The following is a 25,841-nucleotide window of genomic DNA, read 5'->3' on the forward strand; positions in this document are numbered from 1 at the left end:
TCGGCCTGCCCACCGGCACCCAAAGGATTCCTCAATGACTGAGAACTACACCGCCCTTTACGAGGAGCACAAGAAGCTTGGCGCCTCCTTCACCGACTTCGGCGGCTGGCAGATGCCCCTGAAGTACGGCTCCGAACTGGCCGAGCACCACGCCGTCCGCAATGCGGCCGGCATCTTCGACCTCTCCCACATGGGCGAAGTCTGGGTGACCGGCCCCGAGGCCGCAGCCTTCCTGGACTACGCCCTGGCCGGCAAGATTTCCGCCATGGCCGTCGGCAAGGCCAAGTACTCCCTGATCTGCAACGAGGACGGCGGCATCATCGACGACCTCATCGTGTACCGGCGGCCCTCTGACATTGAGGACAACGACAGGTTCCTCGTGGTCCCGAACGCCGGCAACGCCAAGGTCGTGGCCCAGGCACTGGCGCAGCGGGGCGCCGGCTTCAACGCCGTTGTCGAAGACGTCTCCGCCGAGACATCGCTGGTCGCCGTGCAGGGTCCCAAGGCCGAGGAAATCCTCCTGCGCCTGGTCCCGGCCGCCCAGCACGAGCTGGTCACCGGGCTGAAGTACTACGCCGCCGTCGAGGTCCCCTTCCTGGTGGGCGGTGCCAGCCGGAACCTGCTGCTGGCCCGCACCGGTTACACCGGTGAGGACGGCTTCGAGATCTTCGTGGAGAACGACGGCGCCGCCGCCCTCTGGCAGTCGATCGTCGCCATCGCGGATGAGGGTGAGCTGACGCCTGCCGGTCTTGCCTCCCGTGATTCGCTCCGTCTGGAGGCCGGCATGCCGCTCTACGGCAACGAGCTTTCCCTCGAGGGCGACCCGTTCGCCGCCGGCCTCGGCCCCGTCGTCGCGCTGTCCAAGGAAGGCGACTTCGTGGGCAAGGCCGCGCTGGCAGCCAAGAAGGAAGCCGGGGCCGGCTCCACCACGGGCCGCAAGCTCGTGGGCCTCAAGGGCCTGGGCCGCCGCGCCGGCCGCGGGCACTACCCGGTCCTCAAGGACGGCAACGTCGTCGGTGAAGTGACCTCCGGCCAGCCCAGCCCCACCCTCGGCTACCCGGTCGCCATGGCCTACGTCGACGTCGCCTACGCCGAACCCGGCACGGCCCTGGACATCGACCTGCGGGGCAAGGCGGAGCCGTTCGAAGTCGTCGCACTGCCTTTCTACAAGCGCTCAAAGTAGCCCAACCAGTCCTGCCCCCTAGTGCCGTTCCCGGCACCGGCCCCGTCGGGGCTAACATCCTCCGCGTGCTCGGTCGCGTAGACGCCCGCTGAGCGGACGTGACGCTCCCGAATGGGCCCACGCCGTCAGGGTTCCCTGGCCGAGCTTGCGAGGTTAGGGAGACGGTGGGGAGCACGCTTCCGGATGCCAGCCCCTAAGGGGGCCGGCAACTCAGCTCGGGTTTAGCAGTTGGGACAGAACACGCTGAGGCTGTCGCGCTCCTCGCAAGCCAAAGGTGCTGGAGAGGGGCCGCCGTCGGATGAGCCCTACCGAAATCCGACCGGTGGGGTATGCCCTCGCCAAGCTCGATCATTGGCGGTTGAGCTTGGCGAACCGGCACCCCGGCTTTCCCAGCACGGGACCGCCGTAGTTTCCTCCGGGAAACTGTTGGCCCCGAGAACTGAACTGACTAACGGCGGGTGAGGGGTCTCCGGAAGCGTGCTCCCCACCGTCCCCCTAGCCTCGCAAGCTCGGCCCGTGAACCCGGACGGCGTGGGCCCAGCACGCGGAGGAGTTCCCTCAGCCGCCACCCAAGCCACGCAAGCCGGGCGCGGAGGAGTTCCCCCACACGCCACCCAAGCTACGCGCTGTACGAGACAACAGATTTCAACAGTTAGGAAAAAACACATGGCAAAAGTTGCCGCTGAACTGCAGTATTCCGCCGAGCATGAATGGGTTTCCCGCGGGGACGGGAATGTGGTGTCCATTGGCATTTCCGCCGTGGCCACTGACGCCCTCGGCGACATCGTTTACGTTGACCTGCCCGAGGTCGGCTCGGCCGTGACCGCGGGGGAGACCTGCGGCGAGGTGGAGTCGACCAAGTCGGTCTCTGACCTGTACGCCCCGGTCACCGGTGAGGTAGTCGAGATCAATGACGACGTCGTTTCCGATCCCGCGCTGATCAACAGCGACCCGTACGGGGCCGGCTGGCTGTTCAAGGTGGCCGCAGAGTCCGAGGGGCCGCTGCTGTCGGCCGAGGAGTACGCGTCCACGAACGGCGGCGAGCTGTGAGCGGCGCAGGTGCCGCAGGCACAGAAACAGTTGCGTTTGAGCAGGTTGTGTCGCCGAGCCTGAACGCTGACCTCGCGGAGCTGGATCCGGAGATCGCGGTGAAGATCGACGACGAACTTGGCCGCCAGCGCTCCGGTCTGGAGATGATTGCGTCGGAAAACCACACTGCGGCTGCGGTGATGCAGGCGCAGGGTTCGGTGCTGACCAACAAGTACGCCGAGGGCTACCCGGGCAAGCGTTACTACGGCGGCTGCGAGCACGTTGACGTGATCGAGCAGCTTGCCATCGACCGGGTCAAGGCCCTGTTCGGTGCCGAATACGCGAACGTGCAGCCGCACTCCGGTGCGCAGGCGAACGCCTCGGTGATGCACGCGCTGATCAAGCCGGGCGACACCATCATGGGCCTGAACCTGGCCCACGGCGGGCACCTGACCCACGGTATGCGCATCAACTTCTCCGGCAAGCTGTACAACGTGGTCCCGTACCAGGTCCGTGAAGATGACCACCGGATCGACATGGCCGAGGTGGAGCGCCTGGCCCAGGAGCACAAGCCGCAGCTCATCGTGGCCGGCTGGTCCGCGTACGCCCGGCAGCTGGACTTCGCCGAGTTCCGCCGGATCGCCGATTCCGTGGGCGCCTACCTGATGGTGGACATGGCGCACTTCGCGGGCCTTGTCGCTGCGGGGCTGCACCCGTCCCCGGTGCCGCACGCGCATGTCACCACGTCCACCACGCACAAGACCCTGGCCGGTCCGCGCGGCGGCATCATCCTGACCAACGACGCCGACGTCGCCAAGAAGATCAACTCGGCAGTCTTCCCCGGCCAGCAGGGCGGACCGCTGGAGCACGTGATCGCAGGCAAGGCCGTGGCCTTCAAGATCGCCGCGTCCGCGGAGTTCAAGGAACGCCAGGAGCGCGTGCTCGCCGGTGCCCGGATCCTGGCCGAGCGCCTGGTCCAGCCCGATGTGACCGCGAAGGGCATCTCCGTGGTCTCGGGCGGAACGGACGTGCACCTGGTCCTGGTGGACCTGCGGAACTGTGAGCTCGACGGGCAGCAGGCCGAGGACCGCCTCGCCGCCATCGACATCACCGTGAACCGCAACGCCGTGCCGTTCGATCCGCGCCCGCCGATGGTCACCTCCGGTCTGCGCATCGGCACCCCGGCCCTGGCCACCCGCGGTTTCGGCGAAGCCGCTTTCGCCGAGGTTGCGGACATCATCGCAGAGGCACTGACCGCCGACGCCGGCGCGGACCTCTCCGGACTGCGCAACCGGGTAGAGGCCCTGGCCGAAGCCCACCCCCTCTACCCGGGCGTCGCAAACCTCGCCTGACCCCGAGGGTGGAGTTTTTGTCCAGATACCGCGGGTTGAAGGCCCTTTTGCGGCCATGATCTGAACAAAAACTCCACCCTCACCCGACCCCATGCCTAGTTAGGATTGTTTTATGGCCGTTGGAGTCTTTGATCTCTTTTCCATTGGGATCGGACCCTCGAGTTCCCACACCGTGGGTCCGATGCGTGCCGCTGCCGTTTTCGCCGGGGAGCTGAAAGCTGGCGGGAAGCTGGACAGCGTGGCCTCGCTGCGGGTGGACCTGTACGGCTCGCTTGCGGCCACCGGGCACGGGCATGGCACCATGACAGCGATCCTGCTGGGCCTGGAGGGGTTTCACCCGGAGCTGATCCTGCCCGATGAGGTTGAGGAGCGGCTGGCGTCGATCGCGGAGACTGGAATCCTGAACCTGGCCGGCTCTGTGCCCCTGCCTTACGGCGTGAAGGACATGGTCCTGCGCCCGCTCACCGTTCTGCCGCGGCACACCAACGGCATGATCTTCGCGGTGTCTGACGCCGAGGGGACGGTGCTTCACGAGGCGACGTTCTTCTCCGTCGGCGGCGGGTTCATTGTCCGTGAGGGCGAGGAGGACGCTGCACAGCAGGAGCTCGACGAGTCGAAGAAGGTACTGCCGCTGCCGTTCCGGACCGCCGCCGAGCTGCTGGAACATTGCCGTGCCCAGGGCCTCTCCATCGCCGACATCATGCTGGTCAACGAGTGCGCCTCGCGCTCCGAGGCGGAAATCCGGGAGGGCCTGCTCCACATCTACTCCGTGATGGAGGGCTGCGTGGACGTCAGCCTGAAGCGGGAGGGGCTGCTGCCCGGCGGACTGAAGGTCCGCCGTCGTGCCCCTGACTGGCACGAGCGCCTGCTGAAGGAAGGCCGTGACCACGGAGGGGACTATCACGATCCCAGGTACTGGCAGGAGTGGGTGAACCTGATTGCCCTGGCGGTCAACGAGGAGAACGCGTCGGGCGGTCGCGTGGTCACCGCTCCGACGAACGGTGCGGCGGGCATCATTCCGGCCGTGCTGTACTACGCGCTGCACTTCGCGCCGGGCATGGACAAGGCTACCCAGGAAGACCGCGACGACGTGGTGGTCCGTTTCCTGCTGACCGCGGGTGCGATCGGGGTGCTCTATAAGGAACAGGCGTCCATCTCCGGCGCGGAGGTGGGCTGCCAGGGCGAGGTGGGATCGGCGTCGTCGATGGCGGCCGCCGGGCTCGCCGAGGTCATGGGCGGCACACCGGCGCAGGTGGAGAACGCGGCCGAAATCGCGATGGAGCACAATCTGGGCCTGACGTGTGATCCGATCGGCGGGCTGGTCCAGGTGCCGTGCATCGAACGGAACGCGATCGCGGCGGCGAAAGCGATCAATGCGGCGAAGATGGCGCTGTGGGGTGACGGTTCGCACCGGGTCTCATTGGACGAGGTCATCGTGACCATGCGCGAGACCGGCAAGGACATGAGCTCCAAATACAAGGAAACCGCGATGGGCGGCCTCGCCGTCAACGTCGTCGAGTGCTGACCGCTCACCCGCCTTCCGGGACCTAGTTGTTGGCGGCGGCCCAGAGATTCAGGCTCGAGGCAAAGACGACCCACGACAGGTACGGCAGCATCAGCAGGCCGGCCGTGCGGCGGATCGGCCCGAACAGCAGCACGCAGGCGGCCACAGCCAGCGCCAGCGCACCGATAATGCCCAGCGCCAGCCAGAGCGCGGCCGCACCCCACGCCGGATAAAGCCCGAAGAACACGGGCGTCCAGGCCAGGTTGAGGGCAAGCTGCATGCCGTAGACGGTGAGCGCAGCCCTGCGGTTCGGGCTGCGGCTCCGCCAGACGAGCCAGGCCGCCACGGCCATGGCCGTGTACAGCATGGTCCAGACGGGACCGAACACCCAGTTGGGCGGAGACCACGGCGCCTTATCGGCCACCGCGTACCAGCCGGTGACGTTGGTGATGGTTGCCTGCGAACCGAGCCAGGCCACGAGGGCGGAGGCCGCCAGGAACCCCACGAGTGCGGCCAGGTCGACGGCGGTGCGCCGCGGCTCAGGCTGCGCGCCGCCACCCGTGCGTTTGCCGTCTGTTCCGGCTCCCGCGGCCGGTGCGCTGTCCCTGCTGCCCATTTCACTACAGTTGCCAAGGGCACAGGCAGAGTCAAGCTGCTGACCAGGATCACGTGCCGGCATCGAGCGGGCAGGGAGGCCTGCCGGATAGACTTGAGGCTGCTTCTCCGGCATCTGCACGAAACGTAAGCGAAGATTGGACACGGCACACTTGCGAGAATTCACTGCCCGCTTTGCCACCTCCGAAGAGGTTGCCAACTGGGACTCCCACGTCACCGCGAATCCGAACGGCGGAAACCTGCTGCAGTCAGAGGCCTTCGCCGAGGTCAAGCAGCACTTCGGCTGGAAGACCCTGCACCTCGTTTACGAGACGGCCGACTACACGAGCTACAACCTGGTGCTGGAAAAGAGCTTCCCGGTGCTGGGCAAGCTCTGGTACCTCATCAAGGGACCGGACGTGGCCGGCGTCGAGGACATTCCGGGCATCGCCGCGGCGAACGCCGAGTTCGTCAGGCGCGCACGGCTCGGCGTGTTCGCCATCAAGATCGAGCCGGACATCATCCTCAGCGACGCCGCGCGCTCCGTCATCGAGGGGGCCGGCCTGGTCAAGACGCATAACCTGCAGCCCAACGACTCCACGGCCCTGCTGGACATCTCCCCGGAGGAGAACCAGCTGCTCCGCAACCTCCACTCCCGGGGACGCAACGCCATCCGCCGCGCCATCCGCGAGGGCGTCGAGGTGCACAACGTGGACCCCAGCGAGGAAAACTTCAAGGCCATGTACGCCCTGATGACCGACACGGTCCAGGCGAAGTCGCAGGTCCGCGTCCGCGAATACGAGTATTACCGCCAGTTCTGGACCAACTTCATCAAGCGCGGCCAGGGCCGGCTCATGTTTGTGTACGAGAACGGCGTTCCCTCCGTGGGTGCCTTCGTCATCAACTACGGACGCAAGGGCACGTACAAGGACGGCGGATCCCTGCAGAAGCGCAGCCAGTACGGCGATTCGCACCTGGTGCAGTGGACCGCCATCAACCAGCTGAAGGAGCTGGGCTGCACGGAATACGACTTCTGTGGAACGCCGCCCAGCGACAAGCTGAAGGACACGTCGAATCCCTTCCACGGGCTGGGGCTTTTCAAGACCAGTTTCAGCAAGACCGTCACGGACTTTGTGGGCTGCTATGACCAGGTCATCAGCCCGCTGAAATACAAGGCATGGATTGCTGCCGGCGAACGCGTGGCCCGGCAGCTGTACACCCGCCGCACCGGGCAACAGTTCTACTGACCGGGACGTTTAACGGCTAAGGCACCGAAACGGCTAAGGCACTGACAGAGGGGAGCCCTGATGACTAAACAACCCCGCGGCGCCAACCGGCCGCCCACGGACGGGCTGCCGAAGACGGAGCCGCTCACCGCCTCGCAGCTGCACCAGAATGCGGCGGCCAAGCGCATGCTGCGCCGCTTGGTGCAGGGGGAAAACCCGCCGACGGCGCCGCTGAGCATCGTGGACCGGCTCGCCGGAAGCCCCTACGCCAACCCCATGATCCAGGTGGGCGGGATCGACGAGTCCGCCCGCAAGACAATGGACTTTGCGCTGCATCTTGCCGAGTCCATGTTCCGGTACGGCGCCGGCGCCCTCGAGGTGGAAACAAGCATCATCGCCGTGACGGCGGCGCTGGGGCTGAAAAACATCGAGGTGGACATCACCAACCAGTCCGTGGGCATCAACTACGCGGCCAAGGACCAGACGCCCATCACCCTCCTGCGCGTGGTCCGTTCCTGGACGAACAACTATGCGGGGCTGGCCCAGGTCCACCAGCTGGTGACCGATATCGTTGCCGGGGGAGTGGGCCGGGACGAGGCCGTCCGCCGGCTCGACGAGATCGTCCGCCGCCCCAAGCCCTTCCCGCGCTGGATGGTGACGGTCGCATTCGCTGTGTTCTCGGCCGTGTTCGTGGGCGTCATCGGCGGCGGTCCCGGCGCCTCCGCCGTCGCGTTCGTCTCCAACCTGCTGATCAGCCTGGTGGCCCGGAAGCTGGGCCGCTGGCGGACACCTGACTTCTTCATCACGGCGGCCTGCTCGTTTGTGGTGACGGTCATCGCGCTGCTGCTGTGGCGGTTCGGCAGTCCTTTGGGGATCCGGCTAGCGCCCGCCATTGTGGTGGTGGGCGGAATCCTGCTGCTGCTTCCCACCGGGCGGCTCGTGTCCTCGGTCCAGGACGCCATCAACGGCTTTCCCGTCACGGCGGCCGGCAGGTTCCTGTCCACCCTGCTTACGTTCGGGGCTGTCGTCGCCGGAATCGCCGTCGCGTTTGTGGTGGGGGACAGGATCGGCATGGAGCCGATCGACGTGACCGAGACGTTCCCGCCCGCATACCCGCTGTGGGCGCAGGTGATCCTGGTTGCCATCGCCGTCGTGGCAATCGGCATTACCGAGCAGACAAACTGGAAGCTGCTGCTTCCGACGGCGGCCGTCGGTGTGGTGGGGCACCTGACCCTGATCGCGGGGGAGGCGCTCGGCGTTGGCTCACGCTTTTCGCCGGCGCTCGCTGCCGTGGTGATTGGCCTGCTGGCCCGTGTGGTTGCGCTGAAGATGGGGGCGCCGCAGTTGGTGGTCGCCGTGCCGGCCGGCCTGATCCTCCTGCCCGGCCTCACGATCTTCCGGTCGATGTACGTGCTGACCATCGAGGAGTCCGAGATCCTGCTCGGGGCCGGCGGAATGCTCAGCGCCGGGGCGATTGTGTTCGGCGTGGCGGGCGGCATTGTGCTTGGCGACACCCTGGCCCGCCCGCTTACACGGAACCTGGCCAGCAACGAGCGGCGGCGTTCGCGCCGCCGCTAGGGCAGGTTGGACGGGCACCGCTGAATCCTGGCCGGCTTAGATTTGGCCGATGGGGAGCTTCTTCTCGGCCTGGAACACGTCCTCGACCCGGCCCTTGGCCCAGTAGCCGGACAGCGAAACCTGGCTGCGGTCCAGGCCCCGCTCGCGGAACAGGACGTCCCGCAGGCCCTTCATGTAGCCGCGCTCGCCGTGCGCGAACACGTTCACCCGGCCCTCCGGCCAGGCGGCGTTACGCACCGCCTCCACGAGCTGGTCACTCTCGCCGGCGGCGACGCCGCCGCGCTGCAGCCAGACCAGTTCGAGCCCGGCCGGCGCAGCGAGCTCCTGGATGTCCGCGTCCGAGCCCACTTCGATGAAGGCCAGGCCGCGGGCGTGCTCCGGCAGGGACTCGATGACGGCGGCCATGGCCGGCAGGGCCGCTTCGTCCCCGGCCAGGAGGTACCAGTCCGCGGCCGGATCGGGGTTGTACGCGCCGCCCGGCCCGGTGAAGATGAGGCTGTCACCCGGTTCGGCCTTGGCGGCCCAGGGGCCGGCCAGGCCCTCGTCCCCGTGGACCACGAAATCAATGGCCAGTTCGCCTGCCGCCGTATCCACCCGGCGGACCGTGTACGTCCTGGTGTAGGGCCACTGCTCCCGCGGCAGCGTTTCCCGGATGGCCCAAAGGTCCAGGGGTTCCGGGTAATCCACGCCAGGCTGCGGAAAGACGATTTTGACGTACCGGTCGACGAAGTCGTTGTTGATGTAATCAGCGAAGCCCGGGCCGCCGGCAACGATCCGCACCATGTGGGCGGAAAGCTGCTCGCGCCGAAGGACAGTCAGGGTGACCTGCGGGCGGGATTTCTTGGTGGCGGACGTGGTGGCCGGGAGGGAACTCATGCAGGTAAGCCTAGCCTAAGCTCCTTAAGGGACGGCGGGGATCTCCCAGTCCACCGGGCAGGCGCCCTGCTCCATCAGCAGTGCGTTGACGCGGCTGAACGGCCGGGAGCCGAAGAACCCGCGCGAGGCGGACAGCGGGCTGGGGTGGGCGCTGGCCACCACGGGCGTGCTGCCCAGCAGGGGGCGGACGCTCTCGGCATCCTTGCCCCAGAGCACCGCGACGAGCGGGGCGGCGGTTCCGTCCGCTGTCCGGCGCCCGGCGACGGCGGTGACGGCCGCCGTCGAGATGGCCTCCCAGCCCTTGCCCCGGTGCGATCCGGCGGCGCCCTCGCGGACGCTCAGCACCCGGTTGAGCAGCAGGACGCCCTGCTCCGCCCAGGCGCCGAGGTCACCGTGGATCCGCGGCGGCAGGCCAAGGTCGGATTCAAGCTCCCTGTAGATGTTGGCCAGGCTGCGGGGGATGGGGCGTGTTCCGGCGTCAACGGAAAAGGCAAGCCCCACCGCATGGCCAGGGGTGGGGTAGGGATCCTGGCCCACGATCAGGACCCGCACACCCTTCAGGGGCTGCCGGAAGGCCCGGAGGACATTCGACGCCGACGGCAGCACCCGCCGCCCGGCTGCCTCCTCAGCGGCGAGGAAAGACAGGACGGACCTCAGCGCGGCTTCCACCCCGGACAGGGCCTCCGCCCAGTCAGGCGCCATCAGTTCGCTGAACGGCAGCCTGGCGAGCTCCGCAAAATCCGGGCCGGCGGTCCCGGCTGGTTCCAGGTCGAAGAGGGGTTCGGGTTCCATCACGCCGTCCATTCTTCCGCAAGGCCGCGCGCAGGCGCTTGCCGGAGCCCTTGCCGGGAGCGTGCAAGGGGCCGCCTCCGGCAGCCGCGCCGCAAATGACAAGGCTGTTATTCCTCCGTAACATAGGGGAGGTACTTTGACCGGATTCAGCTAAGGAGAGCGCAGTGGCCGAGCCGTTGCAGGACCACCTCGCAGCTCAGGAATCACACCAGGATTCAGGGCAGGACGCTGAGCAGGATGCAATGACGGGGCACGGGCTGCGCAGCGGCTCGCTGCTGGACGACTTCAAGCTCCGGGACTCGCCGCTGAGCGAGCGTGAGCAGCAGATCCTCGCCCTCGAACGGCAGTGGTGGAAGTACGCTGGAGCCAAGGAACAGGCCATCCGGGAGCTCTTTGACTTGTCCGCCACGCACTACTACCAGATCCTCAATGCCCTGATCGATACCGAGCATGCGCTGGCCCACGACCCCATGCTGGTGAAGAGATTGCGTAGACTACGTACGTCACGTCAGCGGGCCCGCACTGCACGCCGCCTTGGATCTGACGCGTAATTGCTAGTGCCGGACTGCCGGCGAAAACCAATAAGGACGCCTGTTTACCATGACTAATTTTGCTCGGGACGAATTCGACAGGGTGCCTGAGGTCTCCTCCCGGCAGGGCGTTCACCGCGCCGTTGCCGCGCCGTCCCGCCCGAAGTTGTGGCCGATCCTGTCCGTGGGTATCGGGGCGCTCGCAGTGGGCCTGGTTGCTTTCCTCCTGCTGCCGCAGCTCGGTTTCCAGCCCGTCATCGCACCGCCGTCGGCCGCGGCGCCCGGCACTTCCGCGTCGGCAAGTGCAACGTCGACGCCCTCTGCAAGTGCGACACCCAGCGCCACTGCGTCGGCGTCACCGTCCACCTCTGCCTCCGAGCCCGCTTCCCCTTCCGCCGTGGAGCCTGCCACCTCGGAAACCATCGCCCCTGCGGCTGCCGACAAGTCACAGCCCGTCGACATCTTCAACGGAACGCTCACCTCCGGCCTGGCAGGACGTGTGGGTGCCACGGTCCAGTCCGACGGCTGGGTGCTCGGCGAGGTGGCCAACTGGCAGGGCGCGCCCCAGCAGCAGTCAGTAATCTTCTACTCCGCCGCCCACCGCGCCAACGCCGAGGCGCTCGGTGCATTGCTGAACATCCCGACCCTGGTGGAAAGCGCGGACTTCGAAACGTCCGTGGCAGTGGTGCTGGGTCCCGGCTACCAGTAGCCATCCGGTTACGCCTGAATAACTATTGCCTCCCTCCGGGGCCGCCGGCCTCCGCCGCCAAGGGCCTGTTTGGATAGAGTGAAGGCAAGCTTCAGGGCGTAATTCACGGCACACACCGACGTGGGCCTTACGGAAGCAAACGTGAAAGTGTGGGGATCATGGCATTGGGAACCGTGAAGTGGTTCAACGCCGAGAAGGGCTACGGCTTCATTACCGTCGACGAGTCAGGCGACGACGTCTTTGTGCACTGGTCGGCCATTCAGACTGACGGCTACCGGTCGCTTGACGAGGGCCAGCGTGTGGAGCTGGAAGTCGGCGAAGGTGAAAAGGGTCCGCAGGCAGAAATGGTCCGGCCCGTCTAGTGGCACGCCGCACAGGTTTCCGGGGCCCTGCTGCCTGGGGCGCCGCCGGCTGGTGTGCCGCCGCCGTGCTGGCGCTCGGCGCCTGCTCCGGCTCCGGGGACAATGCCCGGACGGCTCCCGTTGAAGCCAGCGGCGACGGAACCCTGCGGATCGGGCTGATCCTCGACAACACCGGGCCCCAGGCCTTCCTGAACGCCGCCCAGCTGGCCGCTGCCAAACTGGCCGTCCAGGAGATCAACGCGGCGGGCGGGCACAAGGGCCGGCCCGTGGAGCTGCTGCCCGAAACCACCGGCGGCGACACAGCCGCCCAGGCCCGTGAACTGGTCAATGCCAAGGCCGACGCCGTCATCGGCCCCACCGATTCGAGCCGCGCACCCGCCGCCATCGACGTGCTGTCCAAAGCCAGGATCACACTCATCTCACCGGCCAACACCGCCCCGGAGCTCAGCAGCTACAAGAGCGGCGGCTACTACTTCCGCACAGCCGCGTCGGACATTGCCCAGGCGCCCGTCCTGGTCAAGGTCGCCAAGGACGCCGGAGCCAAGAGCCTCGCGGTGGTCTATGAGGACAGCAGCTACGGCGAAGAACTGTCTGCGGCCGTATCTGCTGCGGCCAAGGCAGGCGGGCTGGACCCCGTGACCCTCACCGGCTTCAAGGCGGGCGAGGCCGGGCAGTCTGCGGCCGCTGCCCGCGACGCGGCGCCGGACGCCGTCGTCCTCATTGCCCGGGACGGCGCGCAGGGTGCCATCGCCGAGCTCGCCAATGCCGGGCTGCCGGGCAACAAACTCATCCTGGGCGACGGCGCCTTCAGGCAGTACGGTTCCGCCCTCGGCTCCAAGGTGCTGGAGGGGGCGCGCGCCCTGGTGCCCGGCGTCTTCCCCTCGGCGCACTTCCAGGCTGAACTGGTGGCCATCGACGAGGGTCTCAAGGACATGACGTTCGCGGCTGAGACCTATGACGCCGTGAACCTCGCGGCCCTGGCCGCCGCCGCGGCAGAGGACGACGCCGGTGCCTCCATTGCCGGTGCGCTCATCTCCGTCTCCGGCGGCACGTCCGGCAGCCGTGTGTCCGTCTCGCCGTCCGGCCCGGCGACCGTCTGTTCCACGTACAAGGACTGCCTGGCGGCAATACGGGACGGAAAGGCCATTGACTACGACGGCGAGTCCGGCCCCGTCCGCTTTGATTCCAACGGAGACGTCACCGCGGCGAAGTACATGGTGTTCACCTACGGCGCCGACAACAAGGCCAAGCTCACAGGCAGCGAGGCCGCCGGCAGGTCTTCGGGCTGATCGCTGGCAGCGAATACTGCTGCCGGTGCACGGGACAAACAAGGGCATCTGCTTGCACTCTCCCCGGGGGAGTGCTAATTATTGATTAGCACTCCAGCGTGCCGACTGCTAAAGGGTCGTCCGGTTCCCGCCGGCATACCGACGGCGGCGGCGCAAGGAGCGAAAGAAACACCTGGTTGGGGTGAGATCCGGACTGTCGGGCGTACAGAGGCCTGCGGGAAGGATCGTCCGTCGCGGGCACCGCAGCAAGGTTCCTTCTTAACGACTGTCCCGAAAGGACTACTGCCGTTATGGCCAAGATCATTGCATTTGATGAAGAGGCTCGCCGCGGTCTTGAGCGGGGCCTGAACACCCTCGCCGACGCCGTCAAGGTCACCCTCGGCCCGCGTGGCCGCAACGTCGTCCTCGAAAAGAAGTGGGGCGCCCCCACGATCACCAACGATGGTGTCTCCATCGCCAAGGAGATCGAGCTGGACGATCCCTACGAGAAGATCGGCGCCGAGCTGGTCAAGGAAGTTGCCAAGAAGACGGATGACGTCGCTGGCGACGGCACCACCACGGCCACCGTCCTGGCCCAGGCACTGGTCAAGGAAGGCCTGCGCAACGTCGCGGCCGGCGCTGACCCGCTGTCCCTCAAGCGCGGCATCGAGAAGGCCGTCGAGGCCGTCACCGCAGAACTGCTGGACTCCGCCAAGGAAATCGAAACCAAGGAAGAGATCGCAGCCACGGCTTCCATCTCCGCCGGTGACGACGAGATCGGCGCCCTGATTGCTGAAGCCCTCGACAAGGTGGGCAAGGAAGGCGTCATCACGGTCGAGGAGTCCAACACCTTCGGCCTCGAGCTGGAGCTCACCGAAGGCATGCGCTTCGACAAGGGCTACATCTCCGCTTACTTCGTCACGGACACCGAGCGCCAGGAAACGGTCCTCGAGGACCCGTACATCCTGATCGTCAACTCCAAGATCTCCAACGTCAAGGAACTGGTTGCTGTCCTCGAGAAGGTCATGCAGTCCAACAAGCCGCTGCTGATCATCGCCGAAGACATCGAGGGCGAGGCCCTGGCCACCCTGATCGTCAACAAGATCCGCGGCACCTTCAAGTCCGTCGCCGTCAAGGCCCCGGGCTTCGGTGACCGCCGCAAGGCGCAGCTGGCCGACATCGCCATCCTCACCGGCGGACAGGTCATCGCCGAGGAAGTCGGCCTCAAGCTCGAGACCGCCGGCCTCGACCTCCTGGGCAAGGCACGCAAGGTTGTCGTGACCAAGGACGAGACCACCATCGTCGAGGGTGCAGGCGACGCAGACCAGATCGCCGGCCGCGTTTCCCAGATCCGTTCCGAGATCGAAAACTCCGACTCCGACTACGACCGCGAGAAGCTGCAGGAGCGCCTGGCCAAGCTGGCCGGCGGCGTTGCAGTCATCAAGGCCGGTGCCGCCACGGAGGTCGAGCTCAAGGAGCGCAAGCACCGCATTGAGGACGCTGTCCGCAACGCCAAGGCTGCCGTCGAAGAGGGCATCGTTGCCGGTGGTGGCGTGGCCCTGATCCAGGCCGGCGCCAAGGCATTCGCCAACCTGCAGCTCGAAGGCGACGAGGCAACCGGTGCGAACATCGTCCGCGTTGCCATCGACGCCCCGCTGAAGCAGATCGCCTTCAACGCTGGCCTCGAGCCCGGAGTTGTGGTTGACAAGGTCCGCGGCCTGCCCGCCGGCCACGGCCTGAACGCAGCATCCGGCGAATACGTCGACCTGCTGGCTGCCGGCGTGAACGACCCCGTCAAGGTGACCCGCTCTGCCCTGCAGAACGCGGCTTCCATCGCCGGTCTGTTCCTCACCACCGAGGCCGTTGTGGCCGATAAGCCGGAGAAGGCTGCTCCGGCCGTCGGCGGCGGCGACGAGATGGGCGGCATGGGCGGCTTCTAGCCTCCCGCTGCTCCCAGCTGGCTAAAGAGTGCGGCCTCCTCCTGGCGAGGGGGCCGCACTCTTTTTGTCTGCGCATTTTTGTCCTTGCAGTCTGGCAGGATGGTTCGGTGACGATTACTGCAGCAGCCGACGGTTCGGCATTGGGAAACCCGGGTCCCGCAGGGTGGGCCTGGTACGTGAACGACGACTGCTGGCGGGCCGGCGGCTGGCCGCACGGCACCAACAACCAGGGTGAGCTGATGGCTGTCCTGGACCTCTTCCGCTCCACCGCGCACCTCCCCGACGAGGACCTGCACATACTCTGCGACAGCCAGTACGTGATCAACTCCGTGACCAAGTGGATGCCGGGATGGAAGCGCAAAGGCTGGCGCAAGGCCGACGGCAAACCCGTGCTGAACGTGGACATCCTCAAGGACATCGACCGCGAGCTCGCCGGGCGCAAGTACCGGTTCGAGTGGGTCAAGGGCCATGCCGGGCACGAGCTGAACGAGGCCGCGGACGAGCGGGCCAGGGCCGTGGCACTCGCCTACCAGCAGGGCGTGGCCGCCCGTTCCGGACCGGGGTTTCCCAACGCGGAACCGGCGACGGCCCGGCGCGCTGTCAAGGAGGGCCGCGGCATGGGCGGTGTCCCGCCGCTGCTGGAACCGGAACCCGAAGTCCCGGCGCTCTTCGGATCCGGGGAACCTGATCTCTTCACCGAACTGGGTCTGGATGAGTCGGAGGCTGAGGCGTTTGCCGAAGCGCCGGCAGGCGCCACGCCCGAGGAAATCGTCGAGGCGCTGGAACGGGAACTCCTGCGCCCGGACGTCCGCAGCGACATCGGGCGGATAGGACAGCTCCTGCACCCGGACTTCACGGAGATCGGTACGGCCGGACGCCTCTGGACCCGGGACGCCATGATGATGTCCCTGGAGGAAAGCCCGGCCGGTCCTGTTGATCTGGACGTGCTCAGCGCTGACCGGATCGGCACCGACACTGTCCTGCTGACCTACCGGAGCTACTCCCGCACCGGTTCCGCGCTGCGGAGCTCCCTGTGGGTCCTGGACGGTGGACAGTGGCGCCTGCGGTTCCACCAGGGCACACCCGAAGCCTGACCTGCCCGCGTCAGTACTCCGCAGGCGTCAGCTGAAGCGCTGCGTGTTGCCCAGCTCCGCCTGCGCATACGTGTCAGCGGCCGAGGACAGGGCCAGAGTGATGGAGGCGAGCGAGGCCTCGACCTTGCCCTGCGTCAGCGTCCACTCGGCGATGAGCGCCTGGAAGTTGGTGGCGGCCGACCCGCGCCACGTGGCCTGAAGTTCGTCCAGGCCATGTTTCATGGCCTGGACGTCGGCACTGATGCGGTCAACAGTCGCTTTCACGTTGGCTGATTTCGCCTGCAACAGGTCGGTATCGACGGAAATGATGCTCATGGCGGGCCTCTCGACAACTTGGAGGACTGCCCCGGCCGGACAGTCGCTGTGGGTGGCGGACCAGCCGTTCCGGTCCGCTATGTCAAGCCTAGAAACCCGGCAGCCGATGGCGCCACGGCAGGTTCGGCTATGTGGATAACCGGTTTCCGCCGGCAGCCCCGCCTCCGCCCGCGGCGCGGTTCCCGCCGACGCGGTCCCCGGCCATATGCTCCCCGGCAACACGCTCTCCTGCGCCGCTGTCCGAGAACGTCCCGATAGCGTCCACCTCGGGGCCGTCCGCCGCATGACTGTCGGTCTCGGGGGAGTCCTCGCGGAAGGGGAGGCTGACTACGAGCGTTGCGCCGCCGCCGTCGGTACCTTCGACCCGAACGGAGCCGCCGTGCGAGCCGACGATGGCGGCCACGATCGCCAGGCCCAGCCCGCTGCCGCCCGTCTCGCGGGTGCGGGAGGTATCGGCCCGGTAGAAGCGTTCAAAGACCTTGGGCGCCTCCGTGTCGGAGATCCCGGGGCCATGGTCCCGGACCTCCAGGACCGACTGAGCGGAACCGTCGCCGGCCCGGCGGACGCCCACGGCCAGCTCGATCGGCGTTCCCTCGGGGGTGTACCGCAGCGCGTTGCCCACCAGGTTGCCGATCACCTGGCGCAGCTTCGCCTCGTCGCCCAGCACGGGGGCCGGTTCGGTGCTGCCGTTGTCCAGTCCGGTGAGGCGGATGGCGCGTTTCCGGTCACTGGCCTGGGTGTCCACCACGGCGTCATGCGCCAGCAGCTGCAGGTCGATGGGCTTGCGCTGCAGAGGCCGCTGCTCGTCGAGCCGTGCCAGCAGCAGCAGGTCCTCCACCATGGAGCCCATCCGCTTGGCTTCGCTCTCGATCCGGCCCATGGCGCTGGCCACGTCCTCGGGCGACTGCAGCGCGCCGTGCCGGTACAGTTCCGAATAGCCCCGGATTGTCACCAGGGGGGTGCGCAGCTCATGGGACGCGTCCGCGGCAAACCGGCGCATCCTGTTCTCGGAGGCCATCCGGGCCGCGAAGGCCGCCTCGATGTGGGCCAGCATGGCGTTCAGGGACCTGCCGAGGCGGCCCACTTCCGTGGCGGGGTTCTCCACATCGACGCGGCGTGACAGGTCGCCGGCTGCAATGGCGGCGGCGGTCTTTTCCACCCTGGAAAGCGGGCGGAATGACCTGGTCACGGTCCAGTTGGCGATGAAGAAGGCAAGGATGAGTGTCAGCAGGCCCACACCCACCACCACCAGGGTGGCGTGGCGCAGCACCGCATCCACGGGGGACAGCGGCAGCCCGATGACCACCACCGCGCGCTGCTGTTCACCGCCCACGACAACGGGAACGGCCACCACGCGCCAGTTCTTGCCGTCCGTGCCCCGGACCTGGTATGGCCTCAGGTCGCGCTCACGTGCCTCCTCCAGGGAAACGGATGCAATGGCGGGACGGGCATCCTTGTCGTCCAGGTCGCTGGCCTCGGCTCCCGGATAATAGAGGGTCACCGTGTAGTCCGTGGGCACTGCCGGGTTGGCTATGGGGGAGATGGAGCGCTGGCGCTGGGCCGCGTCGACGGCGGCCCCCAGCTTGTCGTCCACCTGGCCTTCGAGATACCCGCGCAGCAGCGTCAGCGCACCCGTCCCGGTGACGGCCAGCGCCACCAGCAGGAGGGCCATCATGATGGCCACCAGCTGGGACCGGAGGTTGGCGGACTTCCAGCGCTCCAGCCCGGACTTCCAGCGCTCCAGCAACGTCAGCGCTTTTCTGCTGTCCGCAGCACGTAGCCGACGCCGCGCTTGGTCTGGATGAGGGCCGGGGCGTCCGGATCGATGTCCACCTTGCGCCGCAGGTAGGAAATGTAGGACTCGACGATGGAGGCGTCACCGTTGAAGTCGTATTCCCAGACGTGGTCCAGGATCTGTGCCTTGGACAGGACCCGGTTCGGATTCAGCATCAGGTACCGGAGCAGCTTGAATTCGGTGGGGGACAGCTCGATCACCTTGCCGCCGCGGCGCACCTCGTGGGCGTCGTCGTCGAGCTCCAAATCATCGACCCGGATGACGGCCTCGTCATCCTCCAGCAGCGGCTGCGTCCTGCGGAGCACCGCACGGATCCGGGCCACCACCTCGTCGAGGCTGAAGGGCTTGGTGACGTAGTCGTCCCCGCCCACCGTCAGCCCGGTGACCTTGTCCTCGGTGTCGTCCTTGGCCGTCAGGAAGAGGACAGGGAAATGCTTGCCGGACGCGCGCAGCCGGCGGGTGACGGTGAAGCCGTCCATGTCCGGAAGCATGACGTCCAGCACCGCAAGGTCGGGTGCGTGCGCCTCGACGGCGGCCAGCGCCTCCCGCCCGTTCCCGGCGGACACCACTTCAAAGCCGGCGAAGCGCAATGACGTGGAAAGCAGCTCGCGGATGTTGGGCTCGTCATCGACCACGAGGAGCTTCGCTTCGGCGCTGTTCTTTTTCATATTTCCCATGATGCTCCCAGAATCTGGGAGTTTTCTGGATGAAAGTTGTGTGTTGCTTGGGTCAGCAGGACTCGACGTCCTTGGCGTCCATGATGCGGTAGGCGTACCCCTGCTCGGCCAGGAAGCGCTGGCGTTTGGCGGCGAAATCCTGGTCCAGGGTGTCCCGTGCGACGAGCGAGTAAAACCGTGCCGCCCGCCCGTCCTGCTTGGGCCGCAGCAGCCGGCCAAGGCGCTGGGCCTCCTCCTGGCGCGAACCGAAGGACCCGGAGACCTGGATGGCCACGGAGGCCTCGGGCAGGTCGATGGAGAAGTTGGCCACCTTGGACACCACGAGGGTCTGGACCTCCCCGGCGCGGAAGGCATCAAAGAGTTTCTGGCGGGCTTTGACCGAGGTTTCGCCCTTGATGACCGGGGCGTCCAGCCGCTCACCCAGCTCGTCCAGCTGGTCGATGTACTGCCCGATCACGAGCACCTGCTCGCCACGGTGGTGTTCCACCAGCTGTTCGGCCACGAGGGTCTTCGTCTCGGACGTGGCGCACAGCCGGTACTTGTCGGCATCCTCGGCCATGGCGTACGCCACGCGCTCGTCCTTGGGAAGGTCGACGCGGACCTCCACGCAGTCCGCGGGGGCGATGTAGCCCTGGGCCTCGATGTCCTTCCACGGCGCGTCGTAGCGCTTGGGTCCGATGAGGCTGAAGACCTCGCCTTCCCGGCCGTCTTCACGCACCAGCGTTGCCGTGAGTCCGAGCCGGCGCCGTGCCTGCAGGTCCGCCGTCATCCGGAAGATCGGCGCGGGAAGCAGGTGGACCTCGTCGTAGATGATCAGGCCCCAGTCGTGGCCGTCGACAAGCTCAAGGTGCGGGTACACGCCGCCGCGCTTGGTGGTGAGGACCTGGTACGTTGCGATCGTTACCGGCCGGACTTCCTTGACGGCGCCCGAATACTCGCCGATTTCGTCCTCGGTCAGTGAGGTCCGCCGGAGCAGCTCGTCCTTCCACTGCCGTGCCGAGACGGTGTTGGTGACCAGGATGAGGGTTGTGGTGGAGCCGGTGGCCATCGCCGCGGCACCCACGAGCGTCTTTCCGGCGCCGCAGGGGAGCACGACGACGCCGCTGCCGCCGGCCCAGAAATTCTCCGCGGCCAGCCGCTGGTACGGCCTCAGCTTCCAGTCCGACTCGTCAAGCATGATGAGGTGCGGGGTCCCGTCGACGTAGCCGGCCAGGTCCTCCGCGGGCCAGCCGATCTTCAGCAGCAGCTGCTTCAGCTGGCCGCGCTGGGAGGAATGGACCACCACCGTCTCGGCGTCGATCCGCGGCCCCAGCAGCGGCTGGATCTTCTTGGCCCTGCTGACCTCCTCCAGCACGGGGTAGTCGCTGGTGCGCATGACCAGCCCGTGCTGGGGGTCCTTCTCCAGCCGCAGCCGGCCGTACCGGGACATGGTTTCTTCGATGTCGATCAGCAGCGAGTGCGGCACCGGGAACCGGGAATAGGTGAGCAGCGTATCCAGCACCTTCTCGGCGTCGAGCCCTGCGGCCCGGGCATTCCAAAGCCCCAGCGGCGTCAGCCGGTAGCTGTGCATGTGCTCGGGTGCGCGCTCCAGCTCGGCGAAGGGCGCGATGGCGTGGCGGGCTTCCGTGGCCTGTTCGTGGTCCACTTCGAGGAGGATGGTTTTGTCGCTCTGGACAATCAGCGGTCCGTCATTCACGCAGGTAGAACCTTCACTGCTGCATTTCCTCTGCTGCCTCGATATCAATGATCCGGTGGATGGAGAGCACCCGCTCCGTGTCCTTCGCGGGGTCGAACACGCGCACGCGTCCACCCGTCACGGAGACCGGAACAACCGTTTCCAGTTTCGCATTCCCCAGGCTGTCCACGACGTTCATCACGACTTTCTGCCGCAGCCTGATGGCCTTGTGCAGGGTCTCCAGGCCCAGCTGGGTTGCCTCCTCGCTTCCGGCTCCGGCCGGGCGGGAGCCGTTGGGGCTTGTGCCCGCCGGGCCATGGCTGCGCAGGACGGCGAGCTGCGCGGTGACGTCGGCGTCGGGAAGGGCGGTGCGGGGTGCGCTGTAGACGGGGCGCCCGCTGCCCGGAACAGGTGCGGTGCGGTCAAGGCGGACGACGGCGGAGCCGGCCTCTTCGACGGCGGGCGACAGTCCCAGCCCCCGCAGCACGAGGGCCGTCTGCCGGGGAGAGGCCATGGAGACCAGGACGGTGGGGGCGATCCGGACCAGGCCCAGGGACGCGGCCGCCGCTTCCCGGCAAAGCTCGCCGAGCGCGGCCTCATCGTCACTCTGGATGAAGCTGGCGGCAGCCCCGACCCGCAGCTTGCCGTGCCGGGCGGCGGTGTCCTCCACGAGGTACTGCAGCGGCTGCGGCACGGCAGTGGCGGAGTGCCGGCGGAGGAAATCGAGGATCGCTGCGGCGTCCTTACCCGAGTCCAAGGCCCGCCGGATGGACTCCACGGAAAACCGGTACGTCGTGGCCGGGCCCTGCCCTTCGGCGTCGGCCATCTGCAGGAGCTGTTCGGCCAGGTCGGGGGCAAGGTACCCCGGCGCGACGGCGGTCAGGTCGGCCTGCAGGAGCACGTGGTTGAGTGCCGCGGGCAGGTGTTCGCCAAGGAGGTTCATGGCCTGCTCAGGCGCGTCCGCCGCGATGGCGGCACCCAGCTGGCTGAGCGCACCGGACCCGATCAGCCCCAGCAGCTCCGCCTCGGCCAGGACGCCGGCGATCAGCGAACTGAACCGCCGCGCCATGCGGGGCTGGGACCACTCGGCACGCTGCAGGACGGCTTCTGCGTTGAGCACCGGCGCCCCGCCGTCGGGCATCTCGGCCTCCTGCGTCAGCTCCCGGAGGATCTCCAGGATCCGCTTGCGGATGACGGGCGCGTCGGACCGCTGTGCCTCCGCGGACAGGGCATTGACGGTGGCCGCAGCGGGGGAACGGTGGTTGGCGGTCCCGGCGGCCTGGCTACTGATGGGCTGCCCAACGAGCGACGGGGCGCGCTCGCTGGCCAGCCAGGCGGTGACGAGCCACAGCCACTGTTCCTGCCGTGACAGCCCGAGCCATTCCAGCTGCGGCGGCTGCACCCAGCAGGAGGTGTCCACGTCCAGCCGTATCAGGCCGGACAGGGCACAGAGCTCCAGCAGCACAGCCGTGGTGTGCTGGTCCACGCCGAGGGCCTCGGAAAGCCGGCGCATTTCACGGATCCCCACGCCTCCGCTGCGCAGGGTGGCCAGGGGCTGGTCCCTGACAGCATGGAGCACCTCGCCCGTGAGGCGCAGCGTCTCGGCGATGGCGCCGAGTGCGGCGTTGCGGCGGAGCGCCGCGGTGGTGACGCCGAGCGTTGGCGTCGGGGGAGTCAGGGTGAAGTTGTCGATGATCGCCCCGCCGCGCAGGGAGATGCCTACGCTGTGCGGAAGTTCGACGTGGGCGGCGTCCAGCGGCACCAGCAGAGCCCGGGCCAGCAGCCAGTCGACAGGCCCGACGTCGTGCCCTTCAGTGGTCACTGAAGCCTTCCGCTGGGCCTGGGGTACAGCGCCCATCGCCCAGTTGCTGAACCGCGCCAGCAGCGCCGTCGTTCTTTCCGGGGCGGTGGCGAGGAGCGCATGCAGCGCCTCGGGGGAGGACGTCCAGTGCTGCAGCGCCAATGCTGCATCCATCGGAGTGGTGGCGGCCCGCACGGCCGCGCCGCTGCGGTGCAGCTCCCCGACAAGCTGGACGACGCGCTGGGCGAAGGCAGGCTGCAGCCTGACCAGTTCGGTGTAGCTGCGCCCCAGCCCGGCGGGGTAGATGCCGACGACGTCCTTCAGGCTGCTCACCGGAAGGTAGAAGCGCTGCCGCTGCGCGCCGGGGGCCGCACTGTGCGGCGGCTCCGCCCGCTGGATCAGGGCGAGGTCATGCAGCGACTGCAGGAGCTGTTCGATGGCGGCGACCGTTGAACCGGCGATGGCCTTCTTCAGCACCGCCGCCGATGCGCTGTGCCCGGTGTCCGTGTTGGTGCACAGGTGCAGGGTCTCCAGTACCTGCATCTGCGGGCGGTTCAGGCGTTCCAGGGCGCGCTGCACGCTGACCCGCGCGCTGGCACGGGCCGCCAGGGCCGGGAAGTCCGGAACGCCGGGGGAGATCAGGTCCGGCCGCGCAGCGAACAGAGCCCGCAGCGACTCGTCACTGCGTGCCTCCAGTTCCTTGCTGAGCGCACGAATGAGGGACATCAGTCCAACGTTACCGCCCGCCGGAGGTTCCTGCCCGGCGGCGGGCGGCAACGCCGTCGGCCACCAGCACGAGCATCAGCAGGAACGCTGCCGGAAGACCATAGAGCGCCGTTGACGTGACCCATTGCGGGGCAGCCTGGCCCGCAGCGGCCAGCGCCATGACCACACCCACAGCTGCGAGGGACAAAACTGCAAGGACTGCTGCGGCTGCCGTCAGTGGCCGCCGGATACGCGCGGATGTCATGAACGTAACGCTAACAGCAGCGCGGCGGCGGCGCCTCAAAGCAGGATTAGCCTGCCAATCAGGATAACCTTGAAGGAGCAGACCAACATGGACCAGGCAGTCATGCCCTGAACCCGCACATCAGTGCGGATGCGGTGACGGCCGGCCATGTCCCAGAAACATCAGAACGAAGAAGGTTGATTAGGTGCCTACCGGCAAGGTCAAGTGGTACGACAAGGACAAGGGTTTCGGATTCCTCGCAGCCGAGGACGGGCAGGAAGTGTTCCTTCCCAAGTCCGCGCTGCCCGCCGGAGTTTCTGAACTGAAGGCCGGCACGCGGGTTGAATTCGGCGTCGCCGACGGACGCAAGGGTGCCCAGGCCCTCGGCCTGCGCGTCCTCGAAAAGACGCCGTCCATCGCCAAGGCCAAGCGCCCCAGCGCGCGGGATCTGGCCCCGCTGGTGCAGGACCTCGTGACGGTCCTGGACAACTTGTCGGGGACGCTGTCCTCCGGCAAGTACCCGGACAGTAACAAGGGCAAGGCCATTGCCGCGGCCCTGCGTAAGGTTGCCGACGAGCTGGACGCCTAGGCTCTTCGATGAATCCGGAACCTGAACAGGCCGAATCCAAGGCTGAACCCAAGGCGCCCAAGAGGCGCGCCGGTGTCCCGGTGTGGCGGACGGGGAAGCCCGACGCCGTGCTGGCCGCTGCCGTGGGCACCGCCCGGACCGCCATCGAAGGCATTGCGAAGGCATCCGAAATCGGGGACCACCTCGCTGCCCGCACCGAGGGCGACCGCGTGGTGACGCACCTTTTCGAGTCGCGCCTGCCGGGGTATGTCGGCTGGCAGTGGTACGCGGTGCTGACCCGCAACTCGCGTTCCAAGGTGATTACGGTCAACGAGCTGGGTCTGCTGCCGTCCGAAAACTCGATCCTCGCTCCGGAGTGGGTGCCGTGGGCCGAACGCGTCCGCCCGGAAGACGCTCAGGAGCCGGAAGCACAGGAAATCCAGGAGCCGGAAGCGCCGGACGCCGAGGACACCCAGGATGAAGGGGTCGCTGAAGGGTCGGATGAAGGCGCCGCTGGCGCTGCTCCTGAAGAGGAGCCCGACGACGGCACGGAGTCTGGCGTTGAAGCTGCGGCCGACAGTGAATCAACGTCCGCCAACCAGGAGCAGGGCTGACCCTCCCGCGGGACCGTCCCGCTCTGTAGATTCAATTGCCCCGCGTTTTCCGAACGCGGGGCGATTGCTTTATGGCTTAAACGGCGGACGGCGCCATCCGGGACAGAAGCCCGGACGACGCCGTCGCACTTTTAGGAAAGAGTTTTTGTACAGATAATGGGGCCAAACGGCCTTCGAACCCGGATTATCTGGACAAAAACTCCTCGCCGGCGGGCTACTTCTTCAGCTCGCCCACCACGTAGTCGATGCACTCCAGGAGGGCGGAGACGTCGGACGGCTCGATGGCCACGAAGGTGGCGATGCGCAGCTGGTTGCGTCCCAGCTTCCGGTACGGCTCCGTGTCCACGATGCCGTTGGCGCGGAGCACCTTGGCGATGGCGGCGGCGTCGATCGAGTCATCGAAGTCGATGGTGGCGATCACGTTGGAGCGCTCGGCGGCGTTGGCAACGAACGGCGTGGCGAACTCGGAGGCTTCCGCCCATTTGTAGATGCGTCCGGCCGAGTCGGCAGTCCGTCCGGCGGCGAAGTCCAGGCCGCCGTTTGCGTTGAGCCACTGCACCTGGGCGTCCAGCGTGACCAGCGTGGACAGGGACGGGGTGTTGTACGTCTGGTTGAGCTTGGAGTTGTCGATGGCGGTCTTCAGGTCCAGGAAGTCCGGGATCCAGCGCCCGCTGGCCTTGACGCGCTCGGCCCGCTCCAGCGCCGCCGGGGAGAACAGGCCCAGCCACAGCCCGCCGTCGGAGGCGAAGTTCTTCTGGGGCGCGAAGTAGTAGACGTCCGTCTGGGCCACGTCGACGTCCAGTCCACCGGCAGCGGAGGTTGCGTCCACGAGTACCAGCGCGCCCTCATCAGCGCCGTTCACCCGCTGGACGGGCGCGGCAACGCCGGTTGAGGTCTCATTCTGCGGCCAGGCGTACACGTCGACGCCGGCCTCCGCCTTGGGTGCGGGGCATGTGCCGGGCTCGGACTTGATGATGGTGGATTCCGCAAGGAAAGGTGCCTTGTTCGTGGCCGCGGCAAACTTGGAGCCGAACTCGCCGAAGGACAGGTGCTGCGCCTTCTGCTCCACCAGGCCGAAGCTGGCGACGTCCCAGAAAGCGGTGGAGCCGCCGACGCCGAGGACCACCTCGTAGCCTTCGGGGGCACGGAAGAAGGTGCTGAGGCCTTCGCGGACGGAGCCCACGAGGTTCTTCACCGGCGCCTGGCGGTGGGACGTGCCAAGGAGCGTGGTGGCGGCTGCGGAGAGCGCCTCGATCTGCTCCGGCCTGACCTTGGAGGGGCCGGCGCCGAACCGTCCGTCCTTGGGCAGGAGGTTTGCGGGGATAGTGATGCTGGTGTCGCTCACAGTGGCTCCAATTTTCGGCATGGAAGTGCGGTTCGGCTGGGGCGGGGCGATGGCCGGCAGGCAAC

General features: G+C 67.3%; 24 protein-coding genes. 14 read left to right on the forward strand and 10 right to left on the reverse strand.

Annotation, left to right across the window (positions count from 1 at the left end; all coding sequences use genetic code 11):
• The first annotated feature begins 34 nt into the window (after window positions 1-34).
• From gcvT to ACFTR6_RS06900, 4 genes are all read left to right on the forward strand, one after another.
• Window positions 35-1,183 (forward strand): glycine cleavage system aminomethyltransferase GcvT, encoded by a 1,149-nt coding sequence (gcvT, locus tag ACFTR6_RS06885; protein ID WP_377957342.1) that lies wholly within the window; start codon window positions 35-37, stop codon window positions 1,181-1,183.
• A gap of 666 nt (window positions 1,184-1,849) precedes the next feature.
• Window positions 1,850-2,233, forward strand: coding sequence for a glycine cleavage system protein GcvH (gene gcvH, locus ACFTR6_RS06890; protein WP_076798756.1), 384 nt, complete (start codon window positions 1,850-1,852; stop codon window positions 2,231-2,233).
• Window positions 2,230-3,564, forward strand: coding sequence for a serine hydroxymethyltransferase (gene glyA, locus ACFTR6_RS06895; protein WP_076798755.1), 1,335 nt, complete (start codon window positions 2,230-2,232; stop codon window positions 3,562-3,564). Before gcvH ends, glyA begins: the two co-directional genes overlap by 4 nt.
• A gap of 112 nt (window positions 3,565-3,676) precedes the next feature.
• Window positions 3,677-5,089, forward strand: coding sequence for an L-serine ammonia-lyase (locus tag ACFTR6_RS06900; protein WP_377957343.1), 1,413 nt, complete (start codon window positions 3,677-3,679; stop codon window positions 5,087-5,089).
• A gap of 22 nt (window positions 5,090-5,111) precedes the next feature.
• Here the strand turns inward: ACFTR6_RS06900 and ACFTR6_RS06905 are convergent, their stop codons facing one another.
• Window positions 5,112-5,684 carry a TspO/MBR family protein gene (locus tag ACFTR6_RS06905; RefSeq protein WP_377957344.1) on the reverse strand — a complete coding sequence of 191 codons (573 nt, stop codon included), beginning with the start codon at window positions 5,682-5,684 and terminating at the stop codon, window positions 5,112-5,114.
• Window positions 5,685-5,835: 151 nt separating this feature from the next.
• On the opposite strand from ACFTR6_RS06905, the gene ACFTR6_RS06910 reads away from it, so the two are divergent.
• Window positions 5,836-6,909, forward strand: a complete 1,074-nt coding sequence (locus ACFTR6_RS06910) for a peptidoglycan bridge formation glycyltransferase FemA/FemB family protein (RefSeq protein ID WP_076798752.1) — start codon at window positions 5,836-5,838, stop codon at window positions 6,907-6,909.
• Between the two features lie 60 nt (window positions 6,910-6,969).
• Window positions 6,970-8,466 (forward strand): threonine/serine exporter ThrE family protein, encoded by a 1,497-nt coding sequence (locus tag ACFTR6_RS06915; RefSeq protein WP_076798751.1) that lies wholly within the window; start codon window positions 6,970-6,972, stop codon window positions 8,464-8,466.
• Between the two features lie 36 nt (window positions 8,467-8,502).
• Here the strand turns inward: ACFTR6_RS06915 and ACFTR6_RS06920 are convergent, their stop codons facing one another.
• Window positions 8,503-9,342 carry a siderophore-interacting protein gene (locus ACFTR6_RS06920; protein WP_377957345.1) on the reverse strand — a complete coding sequence of 280 codons (840 nt, stop codon included), beginning with the start codon at window positions 9,340-9,342 and terminating at the stop codon, window positions 8,503-8,505.
• A gap of 24 nt (window positions 9,343-9,366) precedes the next feature.
• The gene (locus ACFTR6_RS06925) at window positions 9,367-10,134 is read right to left on the reverse strand and encodes a uracil-DNA glycosylase (RefSeq protein ID WP_377957346.1); all 768 of its coding nucleotides are present in this window, start codon (window positions 10,132-10,134) and stop codon (window positions 9,367-9,369) included.
• Window positions 10,135-10,298: 164 nt separating this feature from the next.
• Between ACFTR6_RS06925 and ACFTR6_RS06930 the strand changes: the two genes are divergently transcribed.
• The 6 genes from ACFTR6_RS06930 (at window position 10,299) to ACFTR6_RS06955 (ending at window position 16,037) form a co-directional block, all read left to right on the forward strand.
• A complete protein-coding gene (locus ACFTR6_RS06930; RefSeq protein WP_377957347.1) occupies window positions 10,299-10,685 on the forward strand; it encodes a DUF3263 domain-containing protein in 387 nt (128 codons plus the stop codon).
• A gap of 49 nt (window positions 10,686-10,734) precedes the next feature.
• Entirely contained in the window at window positions 10,735-11,373 is a 639-nt protein-coding gene (locus ACFTR6_RS06935; RefSeq protein WP_377957348.1) for a LytR C-terminal domain-containing protein, read from the forward strand.
• A 158-nt stretch (window positions 11,374-11,531) separates the two neighbouring features.
• The gene (locus tag ACFTR6_RS06940; RefSeq protein ID WP_140416381.1) at window positions 11,532-11,735 is read left to right on the forward strand and encodes a cold-shock protein; all 204 of its coding nucleotides are present in this window, start codon (window positions 11,532-11,534) and stop codon (window positions 11,733-11,735) included.
• Window positions 11,735-13,024 (forward strand): ABC transporter substrate-binding protein, encoded by a 1,290-nt coding sequence (locus ACFTR6_RS06945; RefSeq protein ID WP_377957349.1) that lies wholly within the window; start codon window positions 11,735-11,737, stop codon window positions 13,022-13,024. Before ACFTR6_RS06940 ends, ACFTR6_RS06945 begins: the two co-directional genes overlap by 1 nt.
• Before the next feature lie 290 nt (window positions 13,025-13,314).
• Entirely contained in the window at window positions 13,315-14,943 is a 1,629-nt protein-coding gene (groL, locus tag ACFTR6_RS06950) for a chaperonin GroEL (RefSeq protein ID WP_076798746.1), read from the forward strand.
• A gap of 107 nt (window positions 14,944-15,050) precedes the next feature.
• On the forward strand, window positions 15,051-16,037 hold the full coding sequence (locus ACFTR6_RS06955; protein ID WP_377957350.1) for an RNase H family protein: 987 nt from the start codon (window positions 15,051-15,053) through the stop codon (window positions 16,035-16,037).
• Window positions 16,038-16,064: 27 nt separating this feature from the next.
• On the opposite strand, the gene ACFTR6_RS06960 is transcribed toward ACFTR6_RS06955, so the two are convergent.
• From ACFTR6_RS06960 to ACFTR6_RS06985, 6 genes are all read right to left on the reverse strand, one after another.
• A complete protein-coding gene (locus tag ACFTR6_RS06960; RefSeq protein WP_087872207.1) occupies window positions 16,065-16,352 on the reverse strand; it encodes a WXG100 family type VII secretion target in 288 nt (95 codons plus the stop codon).
• Window positions 16,353-16,479: 127 nt separating this feature from the next.
• Window positions 16,480-18,027, reverse strand: coding sequence for an ATP-binding protein (locus ACFTR6_RS06965; RefSeq protein WP_377957485.1), 1,548 nt, complete (start codon window positions 18,025-18,027; stop codon window positions 16,480-16,482).
• A gap of 74 nt (window positions 18,028-18,101) precedes the next feature.
• Window positions 18,102-18,815: a response regulator transcription factor gene (locus tag ACFTR6_RS06970; protein WP_076798742.1), complete on the reverse strand. Its 714-nt coding sequence runs from the start codon at window positions 18,813-18,815 to the stop codon at window positions 18,102-18,104.
• A 61-nt stretch (window positions 18,816-18,876) separates the two neighbouring features.
• Window positions 18,877-20,520, reverse strand: coding sequence for a DNA repair helicase XPB (locus ACFTR6_RS06975; protein ID WP_076798741.1), 1,644 nt, complete (start codon window positions 20,518-20,520; stop codon window positions 18,877-18,879).
• Window positions 20,521-20,533: 13 nt separating this feature from the next.
• The gene (locus tag ACFTR6_RS06980; RefSeq protein ID WP_377957351.1) at window positions 20,534-23,026 is read right to left on the reverse strand and encodes a helicase-associated domain-containing protein; all 2,493 of its coding nucleotides are present in this window, start codon (window positions 23,024-23,026) and stop codon (window positions 20,534-20,536) included.
• A 10-nt stretch (window positions 23,027-23,036) separates the two neighbouring features.
• Window positions 23,037-23,270, reverse strand: a complete 234-nt coding sequence (locus tag ACFTR6_RS06985; RefSeq protein WP_076798739.1) for a hypothetical protein — start codon at window positions 23,268-23,270, stop codon at window positions 23,037-23,039.
• Between the two features lie 184 nt (window positions 23,271-23,454).
• Here ACFTR6_RS06985 and ACFTR6_RS06990 point away from each other — a divergent pair, with 184 nt between their 5' ends.
• Window positions 23,455-23,838 carry a cold-shock protein gene (locus tag ACFTR6_RS06990; protein WP_076798738.1) on the forward strand — a complete coding sequence of 128 codons (384 nt, stop codon included), beginning with the start codon at window positions 23,455-23,457 and terminating at the stop codon, window positions 23,836-23,838.
• Window positions 23,839-23,846: 8 nt separating this feature from the next.
• The gene (locus ACFTR6_RS06995) at window positions 23,847-24,431 is read left to right on the forward strand and encodes a DUF3027 domain-containing protein (protein ID WP_377957352.1); all 585 of its coding nucleotides are present in this window, start codon (window positions 23,847-23,849) and stop codon (window positions 24,429-24,431) included.
• Between the two features lie 214 nt (window positions 24,432-24,645).
• Here the strand turns inward: ACFTR6_RS06995 and serC are convergent, their stop codons facing one another.
• The gene (gene serC / locus ACFTR6_RS07000) at window positions 24,646-25,776 is read right to left on the reverse strand and encodes a phosphoserine transaminase (RefSeq protein WP_377957353.1); all 1,131 of its coding nucleotides are present in this window, start codon (window positions 25,774-25,776) and stop codon (window positions 24,646-24,648) included.
• Between the last annotated feature and the right edge of the window lie 65 nt (window positions 25,777-25,841).

The organism is Arthrobacter sp. NPDC057009, from assembly GCF_042673905.1.
Taxonomy (GTDB): Bacteria; Actinomycetota; Actinomycetes; order Actinomycetales; family Micrococcaceae; genus Arthrobacter.